Annotated in this window: 12 protein-coding genes; 3 read left to right on the top strand and 9 right to left on the bottom strand. The window is 42.8% G+C overall.

Annotated elements, in window-relative coordinates:
* Positions 1-34: 34 nt before the first annotated feature.
* From OCU48_RS08555 to OCU48_RS08540, 4 genes are all read right to left on the bottom strand, one after another.
* The gene (locus OCU48_RS08555) at positions 35-1,474 is read right to left on the bottom strand and encodes a DUF1254 domain-containing protein (RefSeq protein ID WP_141344181.1); all 1,440 of its coding nucleotides are present in this window, start codon (positions 1,472-1,474) and stop codon (positions 35-37) included.
* Between the two features lie 102 nt (positions 1,475-1,576).
* The gene (locus OCU48_RS08550) at positions 1,577-2,206 is read right to left on the bottom strand and encodes a Crp/Fnr family transcriptional regulator (protein ID WP_141344180.1); all 630 of its coding nucleotides are present in this window, start codon (positions 2,204-2,206) and stop codon (positions 1,577-1,579) included.
* The gene (locus tag OCU48_RS08545) at positions 2,203-3,231 is read right to left on the bottom strand and encodes a metal-dependent hydrolase (protein WP_141344179.1); all 1,029 of its coding nucleotides are present in this window, start codon (positions 3,229-3,231) and stop codon (positions 2,203-2,205) included. Before OCU48_RS08545 ends, OCU48_RS08550 begins: the two co-directional genes overlap by 4 nt.
* Positions 3,232-3,298: 67 nt before the next feature.
* Positions 3,299-4,204: a LysR family transcriptional regulator gene (locus OCU48_RS08540; RefSeq protein WP_141344178.1), complete on the bottom strand. Its 906-nt coding sequence runs from the start codon at positions 4,202-4,204 to the stop codon at positions 3,299-3,301.
* 103 nt (positions 4,205-4,307) lie between these two features.
* On the opposite strand from OCU48_RS08540, the gene OCU48_RS08535 reads away from it, so the two are divergent.
* Both OCU48_RS08535 and OCU48_RS08530 read left to right on the top strand, forming a co-directional pair.
* Positions 4,308-4,703 carry a CidA/LrgA family protein gene (locus OCU48_RS08535; protein ID WP_141344177.1) on the top strand — a complete coding sequence of 132 codons (396 nt, stop codon included), beginning with the start codon at positions 4,308-4,310 and terminating at the stop codon, positions 4,701-4,703.
* Positions 4,700-5,386 (top strand): LrgB family protein, encoded by a 687-nt coding sequence (locus OCU48_RS08530; protein WP_208727096.1) that lies wholly within the window; start codon positions 4,700-4,702, stop codon positions 5,384-5,386. Before OCU48_RS08535 ends, OCU48_RS08530 begins: the two co-directional genes overlap by 4 nt.
* 136 nt (positions 5,387-5,522) lie before the next feature.
* Here the strand turns inward: OCU48_RS08530 and OCU48_RS08525 are convergent, their stop codons facing one another.
* From OCU48_RS08525 to OCU48_RS08515, 3 genes are all read right to left on the bottom strand, one after another.
* Complete coding sequence (locus tag OCU48_RS08525) at positions 5,523-6,554, bottom strand: porin (RefSeq protein ID WP_141344175.1); 1,032 nt, start codon at positions 6,552-6,554, stop codon at positions 5,523-5,525.
* A gap of 372 nt (positions 6,555-6,926) precedes the next feature.
* On the bottom strand, positions 6,927-8,180 hold the full coding sequence (gene yjeH, locus OCU48_RS08520; RefSeq protein ID WP_141344174.1) for an L-methionine/branched-chain amino acid transporter: 1,254 nt from the start codon (positions 8,178-8,180) through the stop codon (positions 6,927-6,929).
* 47 nt (positions 8,181-8,227) lie between these two features.
* Positions 8,228-8,479, bottom strand: a complete 252-nt coding sequence (locus OCU48_RS08515) for a hypothetical protein (protein ID WP_141344173.1) — start codon at positions 8,477-8,479, stop codon at positions 8,228-8,230.
* Positions 8,480-8,701: 222 nt separating this feature from the next.
* Here OCU48_RS08515 and OCU48_RS08510 point away from each other — a divergent pair, with 222 nt between their 5' ends.
* A complete protein-coding gene (locus OCU48_RS08510) occupies positions 8,702-9,088 on the top strand; it encodes a hypothetical protein (RefSeq protein ID WP_141344172.1) in 387 nt (128 codons plus the stop codon).
* Positions 9,089-9,619: 531 nt separating this feature from the next.
* Here OCU48_RS08510 and OCU48_RS08505 read toward each other — a convergent pair.
* Both OCU48_RS08505 and OCU48_RS08500 read right to left on the bottom strand, forming a co-directional pair.
* Positions 9,620-10,459, bottom strand: coding sequence for an HAD-IIB family hydrolase (locus tag OCU48_RS08505; protein ID WP_141344171.1), 840 nt, complete (start codon positions 10,457-10,459; stop codon positions 9,620-9,622).
* On the bottom strand, positions 10,452-11,558 hold the full coding sequence (locus tag OCU48_RS08500) for a sn-glycerol-3-phosphate import ATP-binding protein UgpC (RefSeq protein ID WP_141344170.1): 1,107 nt from the start codon (positions 11,556-11,558) through the stop codon (positions 10,452-10,454). The genes OCU48_RS08505 and OCU48_RS08500 overlap by 8 nt, the downstream gene beginning before the upstream one ends.
* Between the last annotated feature and the right edge of the window lie 3 nt (positions 11,559-11,561).

Here is an 11,561-nt window from a genome sequence, read left to right as displayed (position 1 = left end):
TTTTTTTAAGCACCTAGCCAGTGCATTGTTTTTATTAGTTAATACGCTCAATTGACGGTGGTACAAATGTGTACCACTGTTCACTTGGACCGTACATGCGGAATAATGAGAACCATTCTTCACCTGCATTGAGTGGCATGCAATTGGTCATTGTTTCAGTACAGTTTGCTGACCAGTGAATATCAACAGAACCATCTGGGTTAATTTGAAAATCAGATTGATTTGATGCAATACCAATTTCGGTACCCGTGCCCTTTAAGTAAGCGCCTGTTTCCATTGAATAGGTCAAGAATGAGTAGAATCGTTCAGCGGGCACCTCACTCGAATCTCTAATGTGTATTTTATAGTCATGATCACCAGAGAGTGGCTGACCTTTGCTATCTAAAACACCTTTGATGTAGGTCGTTGATTTAGACTCAGCAAGTGACGCTGGCGGTGCAAAGTAATAAGTAAACGTAGTTCCTCGACCGGAGTAATCGTTCCAATTGGCATCTACATAAGTAGCATTAGTGGTCATCATCTCTTGGTTTACAGGGATGGTCCACTGAGAAGCTTCACCCCATAGACGCGGTGCATAATAGGTAAAGTCATGCTTCATCTCATCTTTTAGTTCAACAATTGCAGCATTTAACATGATGATTTGGTCAGTCGTTGGCTCGAACGCTTTTCCTTTTTCGAAACCGATCATTTTCATCATTCCGTAGAAAGCTTTTTCATCAGCCTTGATACGCTCTTCTTGAATCGCTTTATTGGCCGATTCCCAGAATGACATATCCCACTTAATATGACCGTCATATTGAACATTGTCTAAAGTAACAAACTCTGTAGTTGGCTCTGAATTTAGAGGATAGATCTTCATTTTTTGGACGTACTCAGAGTGACCTTTCATGTCTTTTTCTGATGTGGTTTCTGTTAGTGAGCGAATAGAGATATAACCACGATCGGTCGGTTGCTCAACCACTATATAACCGTCGGTATTGCCTTCATAACCTTCAGGGACAATCAAATATTTTCCACCATTACCTTTGTCTTCTCCGCCTGGACCCACATCCAAAATCGGCTGGTGCCAAGACGTCAGAAAAGTACCAAAGAATGCGTTGCTATCTGTTGCCGGTGGGATCTCTACCACAACAGGGCCATCAGCAATGTTGTGATAAGTATGAACATAAGGAGAGTTGTTGTTTCCCGTTACCATAGCGGCTTCAGCAGTCATTGGACGTTCGTAGTAGTAGATAGTGTTGTTGCGTTTGTCTTCGTTACCAAAAGTATCAAAAGCCACTTGTGCCATTCGCTCATACATCACCTGAGGCATTATCCAGATTCCTGCTTCAAGAGCGCGTCGGTTAAAACGTTTTTCATCCACATTAATGGCTTGTGTTTCTGTCTGAGGTGCAGATGAAGTTGAAGCGATAGCAGTAAAGCTAACTGTAGAGAAAATAGCAGAGATAGTGAGCGATAATACAGTGTGTTTCATTTGCGATACCTTGATTACTAAACGAATAATGAGACGCCGTTGCTAACAACGAGGCGCTATAGTAACCGTCACAAATAACTAAGATTTCGCATAGTGCGAAATCTAGCGAATTATTTTTACTTTTCGATAGCTTTGCTTAATCACACCTTGTTGATCAAGTGCTTTCATCGCACGTGATACCTTGTGGCGGCTGACTCCCAAGTAAGAAGCAAGGTCATCGTGAGATATTTGCACTATTTGGTCGTTGCCACTCAGTTGTTTTATTCGGTCGATGAGACGTTCGCTTAATGGGCGTGTGGCGAGATTATCAAACTTGCCATACATAATTCGTAAACGAGCAACAATGGAGTGGGCAACAAACCGATAAACTTCGTTAAGAAGGTACGGCTCCGTTCGTATATGGGAATGAGGAATACCGATAACACTGACATCTGTCAGTGCGACTGCTGAATAAGGAAGGGCTCCACCATCCACAAAAGCGGCATCCCCAAACCAAAAACCGGCAGAACATTTCTCAATGATCACATAGTTGCCTTCTTCATCGATATAAGAGACTTCGACCTCACCGGTGATTGACAGAGCTAGTTGATTGGGAATGTCACCTTGTCGAAACAAATGTTGTCCTGCTTCTAGTGAGTAGGTTTTAGCCTTGGCAAATACGTTATATAGATGCGGGTATTCTTCGTGATTAATAAACGACTCTATAAGTAACGCAGAATTAGTTTTAGTCATCGATTGTAACCTAGCGTCTGCTTCGTCAGATTTGCATCGATAGATTGGTCACCCATTAGTCGCTCCCACAAGGTATTTAGATGCTCAAATCCTCTCGGACTGGGGAAGCGTTTCGGCGCATCGATCAATACCCAATCTCCAGAGTCATCACGTTTGGCATAGATAAACTCAAACGCAAGGTTGTTGGCCATGCCAAGTCGTAAGTCTGAAACAATTAACTCATCGTTCTCTTCACGGTAGTTTAAATAATTATGAGAGAACGCTTTGAGCCCTCTTAATGTGTCTGGCTTTTCTTCCAGAGGCCATGCGCCTTTCGGGCGTGCAATAAACTCTATGTCCTTATCTTCGTCTAGCAATGACGCCAATCCTTCCCAATAGTAGTGCTCATCCATAACTACAATTCGCCAAAGAACGGTGTTGAAGGGAGTAGGAGTGATCATGACCTGCTTGTTTGGTAGTCCTTGCTGGGCTAGGTTTTGGTCTACTCGGTTTGCAATGTATTGCTGCGCGGTAAAACCCCAACCTAGGTATAGTGTGGAGAGTACCAACACGCTTTGACACCACTTGGCACCGTTTGCATTTGAAAATAGAGCAACAATAATGGCAATCAAGAGAGGCACGGTATAGAGCGGGTCGATGATGAAGATATTGCGAAGTTCAAAGTAACCTTCGAACGGCCAAATAAGCTGTGTCCCATAAGTGGTCATAGCGTCTAGGAGTGTGTGAGTAACCAGTACACTCAGGGTGAGCACAGATACTCGTTTGAAATTCCAGAAAGCATCGGGACGAAATCGACAATAAAGCCAAGACAATAACAGCGCAAAAGGAGGTAGCAGTAACAGTGAATGCGAGAACCCGCGATGTTTGATGGTGTTGCTTACAGCGTCCCCATAATCGAGCACTACATCAAGATCAGGCAGTGTGCCAAGGGCTGCGCCAACCAGTAGTACCTTTGCGTTACATTGTTTGCCTGCAACAGCGCCAGCAATGGTTGCGCCTAGCGCAGCCTGAGTAATGGAATCCATTGATATCCTTTTTATAGTTAAAACATGTTTGCTGTGTTGAATTGTACTCTAAAGAACGGCACTAAGATCAAGCAGAAACATTGGGTGAGTTTGTGCCTAATTTGTTGGTGTTGCGAATAACGTTCAACATAGCTTCACTGGCTTTAGACACGTAATGTTCTTTGCTCCAGATGGCCGCGAGCTCCCATCGAATATTTTGTTTTATAGGAACAAAACAATAATCTTGGTTGTTTAATCGCCTACAGATAGGCTCTGGCATAAAACTGACGCCCATTCCACTTTTTACCATAGCGGCAAGAAAGTCCCATTGACTGCTTCTTACACCAATCTTAGGCGAGAACCCATGCTCGAGACACATCTCAGTAATCACCTCCGAAATAATAAACTCGGGATTATAGAGATAAAACGGTAACTCCTTGAGTTCAACAATATCGAGTTCCTTTCTATCGCTCCATTGCTGAGTGTTAGGCAGTACAGCAAGGATGGGATAGTTGCCAATTGGCCAGCTATTAAATCGAGAATCGGGTTTGGTTAACATGGTGATTGAAATATCAATCTTTCCCTCTAATACAGCACCTTCTAGCTTGCGACTGCCATTTTCTACAATAGACACTTCAATGTTTGGATATTGAAGGGAGAATTCTTGAATGAGGTGAGTATATAAATGACCCACCATTGGCGGGATACCTAAAGTGATCTTGCCCTGCTTTAGCTGTTGCAAGTCGCTGAGTCGCACCTCTAGCTCTTTTTGTTGAAAGAGTATCGACTGCGCATACTGGAATACGATTTCACCGGCATCCGTTAAGGTTAACTCCCTGCCGTTGCGATAGATCAGCGCTTGTGCATATGCACTCTCTAGAGACTTGAGAGCCTTGCTAATGGTCGGCTGAGTAACAAAAAGCTGCTCTGAGGCCTTAGTAAAGCTTTTAGTGTGAACAAGAGTGACAAAGTACTGAAGCTCTTTCATTGTCATTTCTACATTCCTTTTTGGAATACTTTGTTGGTATTTTATTCATTGGAGTTTAGTTGAGTAATCTTTGATAATTCAACTAACAAAAGAGATTAAGTATTTTGCAATGAACATTTTAAAACTAAAACACATTGGTATCACTATCGGGCAAGTTATGATCTTGTGCTTTATCTGGCTATTTTCTGATTGGTTTGTAACGGCTTGGCATATTCCTTTGCCATCGAATGTGTTTGGAATGTTCTTTCTATTACTGTTGCTGTTTACCAAAGTGGTTAAGGTGCAGTGGCTCAAAGCGGGTTCGAACTGGTTGATTGCCGAAATGCTGCTGTTTTTCATTCCAGCGGTTATCGCTATTGTCAATTATCGAAGTCTATTTCAGCACCAAGGGTTGAAGATTGCGCTGGTCATTGGTGTGAGTACTATTTTTGTTCTTTCGGTGACGGCAATAGTGGTTGATGTTGTTTATCGTTATGAACTTAAAAAATTAAGAGGAAATCGATAATGCACACCTATCTCGCTATCTTCTGCTTTATTTTCACGGTACTTGGGTACTACTGCACAAAATCATTGCATGGTCGATTCAAAAAGGTGTGGCTAATTCCTTTGGTCTCTGTACCTGTGTTGATTGTTGCGATGCTTTTAATAGTGGATATCAGTTATCAAGACTACATTCAAGAATCCCATTGGTTAATTTGGATGTTAGGGCCTGCCACTGTCGCCTTTGCTATTCCAGTGTATGAAAACAAAAGATTGATCAAACATCATTGGCTATCGATTTCTATAGGTGTTGTTGTTGCCGTTGTTGCGGCATTGCTCAGCACCATATTGTTGAGCAAAGGGTTACATCTTTCTGAATTGCTTCAGAAAAGCCTTGCGGTTCGTTCAATTACTACGCCTTTCGCGGTGGTGGCTTCTAAAGCGATAGGTGGTCAACCTGACCTCACGGCAATTTTTGTCGTTATGACCGGTATTGTGGGTATTGTGGTAGGAGAGAGCATGTTGAGCTTGTTTCGAGTTCGCTCACGTCATGGTAAAGGAGCGGGGCTTGGTGCTTGTGCTCATGGTTCTGGTACGGCGATTGCCTACGGTATCCATTCTAAAGCAGGCACCATCGCAAGTTTAATTATGTTGTTTTCAGGTGTCGCAACGGTCCTTATGTCACCGGTTATTGCTTTGATAGTGTAGAGTTTTTAATTTAATCGAAATGAATTTTAGGGTCATTGCATATTAAGGATAGAGTGAAAGAGTGATTCGGAAGTGTTGCTTTCGTTAAGTGATGGGAAGAGCCTTACATATTTTGTAGGGCTCTTCGCAAAGCCACTTAGAAGCTGTAACGCATACCTAGCATTACTTCATCTTGGTCGTTGTCACCGATGCCACCTTGACCTTCGTCAAGTAGATTGATCTTGTAGCTACCGAAAAAGGCTACATCACCCATGTAACGTGCGTATTCGATACCAACGAAATTAATATCAAGATCTTTGGTATCTTCTGCATGGAAGTAGCTGTAAGTTAGATTCACGTTGTTTTCGCCAAATGCATAACCTAAGTAAGCATCTGCAGCATTGTAATCAGAGCCTTTGACAAACTGATTATTTGTTGTGGCTGTAGAAATAGTACCGCCTTGATATAGCGCAGCTACCCAAAGGCCGTTTTCATGGGTGTATTTTGCTGCTGCCATAAACGCATCGGTGGTATCAGTATCATTGCCGTTACCGTACGTCTCATCACTTGCGGCGTAACCTACACCAATATCTAGACCAAAAGGTAGCGCATAGGCAACAACAGCGCCGTAACCATTACTTTTTGCAGATTCGCTGTCTGAATTAAAGTTACCGTCTACTTGTACTGTCAGACCTGAGCTTGTCGTCCACTCATAGCGTAGTACGTTTTTAGCTCTATCTGCTGTAGCGACAGTATATTCGTTAATGTAGCCACTGTAGGTTTCTGCAGCATCGGTCCAATCCGTTAGGTATGTCACTGCGTTGTTCTGATGTCCGTAGTAGAAGTTACCCATGTTGGTTTCTACACCGGCATATAAGAAACGAGTGTTAACAGCTACATCGTCTTTAAGGCCATCGTCATTTTCAGTCAGTTCGAATTCATATTTACCAAAAAAAGCGATATCTTCATTTAGCTTTTGAGTACCATCAACACTAAGACGAACGCGAGACGCATCAGAATAGGCACGACCGTTGTCGTCGGTTTTGTTGGCATCAGAGAAGTTGCCTCTAACTTCAGCGCGGCCGCCAAAGTTTAAAATAGTATCATCGCTCTGATAAACGGTGGCTGCTGAAGCGAAAGTGGAGGCGAAGATGCTAGACACTGCGATAACTGATAGTTTTAATTTCATAATAAAACCAATATTTCCTTTTCGTAAAAACACTCATGTAATATTCATGGGAGTCATTCATTATTATTTTCAAATAGCGTTAACTATTTATTTTTATAGGACTTTTAAATCTTGTTGAACGTTAAAAGTACGAAGCGGATTTTTTAATAATGAAGCGGATTAGTACAATCGCGTTTGAAGGACTTAATCCTCATATCTTGGTCTACATAAGGGAAATAAAGGGGAGCTGGGTGGTTTGGTTAACGGAATGAATCAAAGTGGACAAGCGAAATCGCGCTAGATGGTAAGAGCCTGATCAGCTATTTACTTTGTTCTAATTAATCGCTGTGGCATTGACCTGTAAGGCACATAAGAGATCTGTGAATAGAGGCGTTAACCTGTGATATTTTTGCTCTTAAATTTTGGTATTAATAGCCAGATTAATACTAAAAGAATAATGGCATAGCTCATGGCAAGCCCTATAGAAAATAATACAAGGACACACAAAAGAGTCGAAAATATCGCGAGAGCTCGACCTTTACCTTGCAGTAGTTTTACAGCACTGAGCATAGCGAATAGGTAAATCACTACAAAGATGCCATTGGCCAAGGTCAAAAACACTTCAATATCGATATTTGAAAGCTCGCCAAAAACACACGATATTGCCAATGTTACCCCAACAATAATGGTGGCAGTGCTAGGTATACCTTTAGTGGATATACGAGCAATAGGGCTAGATGGTTTATATTCTCGAGCCAATGACCAAAGCATCCTAGCCAAGCTCTGTGTATAAAGATTAATGGTGGCAAAGCAGGCCAAAAAGCCAGTTAAACTGATCAGCCAAGTGAGTCCCGGTCCAAACAGTAAGTTGGAAAGATAAGGGACTGAGGTGGTATTGAGCTCTTGTGTTCCAAACGCTTGATGCTTGAGTACAACAATCGAAAATAGGTAGTAGACGGTTCCTGCGATGAGGCAACCCACCAAGATAGCGATAGGGTAGTCTCGTTCCGGTCGCTTAAATTCTTCGCCCATGTGTGCAAAGGCTTCGATTCCGACAAAACACCAAAACATGACGGCAACGGCACTTCCAAGCTCGGGGAGCTTATCTAGTGGTGACGAGGTAGGAATACCATCACTAATGGAAATATCACCAAACCATACAAAAAGGCCGACCAGTACCAATATGCCAAGGGCAATACCAGTTTGAAATTGGCTGGATATTTTACTCCCTGAAAAGTTAACTATCATCAGAAGTACGACAACCAGTAGTTGAGCGATGATGGGCTGTGCTAGGACGTTAGGAAGGAATTGTTGAGCAAACCCTCCTGCAATGGCAATGGCAGCAGGTACACCTACGGGAATAACACTGATAAACAGTAGAGCAATGGCTTTTTCTAGGCGAGAGCCGAAAGCTTGTTTTACGAAGTAAGATGCGCCTCCCGCATTAGGATAACGTTTACCTAGAGCTGCAAAGGTGAAGGCAATAGGGCACACCGCAAAGATAAGTAACCACCAAGCCCAAAGCATATCTTGCCCGGCAATACTGGCGGCGATAGCTGGTACCATAAAAAGTCCAGTACCAAGCAGGGTGGTGGACATCTGACCTATGCCACCAATCAATGTGATCTCTCGTTTTAACCCTGACATAGTCATCCTTGATATGCATTTCTAGAGCTTAAAATAGAACAATAGTCCTAGTGTATAGCGTTGACACGATCAAGTAGCATACCTTGCGTGTAGTCTTCCGCTACTTTACCTTCCGCAATTAAATCAAGCACCTGATAATCACTAAGATCAGAGAATTCTTTGTTCAGATAGTCTCGAAAAGCCTGCTCGTTGGGCCACTTACCGCGAACGATATAGCCATCATCCTTATCAAAATCTTCCGTCTCAAAAAACGAAAAATCTGTCATACCAATGTTGTGGCAATACAATACTAGATACACAGTGAATCCTTTAGAAAAGCTTGCTAGGACCTGTATTTAAAGTGAATAGGTCCTGATTTGCAAGAGCTTCTAAGGTTCTTGAGTTTTGGATTGTCCGGCTTATGTCTCAACTAGAATAAATCCTAAACAGAACTGTAAGAGAACCGTGAATTTTCTTTGTCATTAACAACTTACACATTTTGAAGATTTACTATCCCTGCAAATTGTTGCAGTGGAAGTAGTATGAAAAAATTAGTAAGTCTTTTGTTGGCAGTGGGTCTGTGTGCGTCATTGGGTGTTAAAGCTGAAACTGGGATTGGTGTATCGGTTGGTAAGCCTTTTTGGGGTTTGGATGTAGCGCACAATGGCTTTCGAATGAATGTGAGTTTAGATGACCAATTTGGTATTGGAGCGAACAAGACCTTTGCTGTCTCAGGCACGCCAATGTATTTTTTCATTGGAGGCCAGTATGTGGATAGGGATAGACATTATATTGCGGTGACTCCAGGTATTGGTGCGGAGTTTAGAGTTAAACCTGTTGGCTTTTATATAGATTTGACTCCCGCAATCTACTTGGATGAGATGGATCTTGAGTTAGAAGCAAGGGCTGGGATTAAGGTATATTTCTAACGGAGTCTTACTTTATCCTTGGGCTAATTTGAACTTAAGTATGGGTATAACGTAACAGTTGTCATTGTCGCTTCGAGGAAATAATGATGAGAACTGTTATTTTAACCGCTTTGTTGAGCCTTTGTTTTGTTTCAACTTCGTTTGCTGGCACAACACCTTGGCTGCCCTGTTATGTCAATGGCGAGTATATTGGGAACATTATGATCACGAAGTGCCGCAAACAAAACGGAAAGATTTATAAAAACGAAAAGTAGCTAAACTGCAAGAATCTAGAGCATTCCTCGCTCTAGACTCTTGTGTTTATCACATCAATGCATATCAGATGTCAGCCTAAGTCATTGGTCTAGACAGGCATACTTCGGCATCCTCTATAGTCACTCATAAACTGGGATATGCGGCTTTGAGCTTACTGGTTGTCGTATTATTACTATTGCTTTGGTCTCCAACGCGACATTTCCTTATTGGTTTCTTTTCGCCGATCATCTTCATGATCGTGTTATGCCTAGTTGTTTTGTTGTTTGACTAAAAACCTCAAGCGGAGCGATATAAATGCTCTTCAATGTGGCTTTGTTTTGCTTCAATAATAGTGCGCGCAAGTTGTGCAAAACCAAATCCCCCGTCTTTATCCAACAGTACGCTTGGTTTGTGCGTCAGTTGAGGCAACACTTTTTGAATGTTACGTACGCCAAATGTTGTGGGTAACCAAGCGAACATGGCTTCATCATTTTGAGAGTCACCGATATAAATCAGCTTATCTAGGTCGATATTACGACAAGAAGAATGAGCCTTAACGTAGGCTTCACTTGTTATGCGTTTACTGTGTTCACCGATCCATACATTAAGATGAATAGAGCTAAGAGACGCATTGACATTGTGACCATCGATAACCAAAGCCTTCGCTCTTGTGAGTAACTCCTTCGCTAAGTGTTCACTAACTGGTTCTCTGTCTTGGCTGAGATTAATAGCGACATCGCAAAAACGAAAGGGTTGATCTGTTGCAAACTCAATACCGTCATACTCTTCCAATATGTTGGCGAGAGCCACTTTGAGTTCACCTTGCAGAGCATGCATTTGAGGTAGAGGGACCTTAGAGGTCGTCTCGAAGCCAGATTCGTTTTGGCTCATCCAAAATGCGCCATTTTCTCCAATAGCACCATGAACGGGCCAGACTTTCGCGATTTGATCGCACCATCCGGCGCACGCTCCAGTGACCGCAACCACTTTAATGCCGACATCCTGTAGATCGTAGAGAGCTTTTAGGGTGACATCAGGAAGTTGCCCTTCCCACGTTAAGGTATCGTCTACGTCAGTGAGTAGCCACTCGATGTTCGCCAACTGCTGCAACTTAATGGAGTGTAGTGAATTAAGCATTAACCACCTCTTTTATACACTCTCGAAGAGAGGGGGACTCTAGGCGTTTTTCACTGGTTGAATCAAATAGATGCAAGTTCTGGTGGCTAAACGTGAGGCCTAATACATCGCCTGGCTTAATGTCTTCGTGACCATCAACTCGAACGACGAGTCTTTGTTCATTGCCATCTAACGTGTTGCAGTAAAGTAAGAGATCGGCGCCCAATGCCTCTATAAGTTCGACCTTAACGGAGAACTTCGGATTATCTTGCTCAACCAATAGATGCTCGGGACGCAGCCCAACTTTAACGTGTCCTAACGCGAGATTTTCAGTTGCTATAGTCGTCAGTGAGTCGGCAACATGCATACCAAATTCGCTGATCTGCCCGTCTAAGATATTCATGGCGGGAGAGCCCATAAAGGTCGCCACAAATAAAGAGGCAGGGGCATCATAAATCTCTAATGGAGAGCCAACCTGCTCAATATTGCCTTTGTTCAATACAACCAGTTTATCAGCTAGAGTCATGGCTTCTACTTGATCATGGGTAACGTAGACAGAAGTTGTATTGAGACTTCTTTGTAAACGTTTGATCTCTAAGCGCATTTGAACACGCAATTTAGCATCTAAGTTAGATAGGGGTTCATCAAACAGGAACACTTTAGGCTTGCGAACAATCGCACGGCCCATTGCTACGCGCTGCCGTTGTCCACCAGAAAGCTGTTTAGGCTTACGGTCTAGTAAATGAGCAAGCTCAAGCATCTCTGCCGCTTGGGTAACTAACTCATGGATTTCCTTCTTGGGTGTTTTTCGGTTTCGCAGTCCATAAGCCATGTTGTCGTAGACCGACATATGGGGATACAGTGCGTAGTTTTGAAAGACCATTGCAATATCACGCTCGCCAGGCTCTCTGTCATTGACCACCTTGTCATCAATGCTGAGCTCGCCACTTGAGATTTCTTCAAGGCCGGCGAGCATGCGAAGCAGGGTAGATTTACCACAGCCACTTGGACCTACGAGCACAACCATTTCACCATCATCAATAGATAGGTTAAGGCTATGGATTGCTTGATATCCGTTTGGATAACACTTTGCGATATTTGAAAGAGTTAGGGTAGACATAAT

The sequence above is a fragment of the Vibrio inusitatus genome (genome assembly GCA_024346935.1).
Taxonomy (GTDB): domain Bacteria; phylum Pseudomonadota; class Gammaproteobacteria; order Enterobacterales; family Vibrionaceae; genus Vibrio; species Vibrio inusitatus.
The sequence above is the reverse complement of the archived record's forward strand: the minus strand, read 5'-3'. Positions and strand labels throughout refer to the sequence as shown.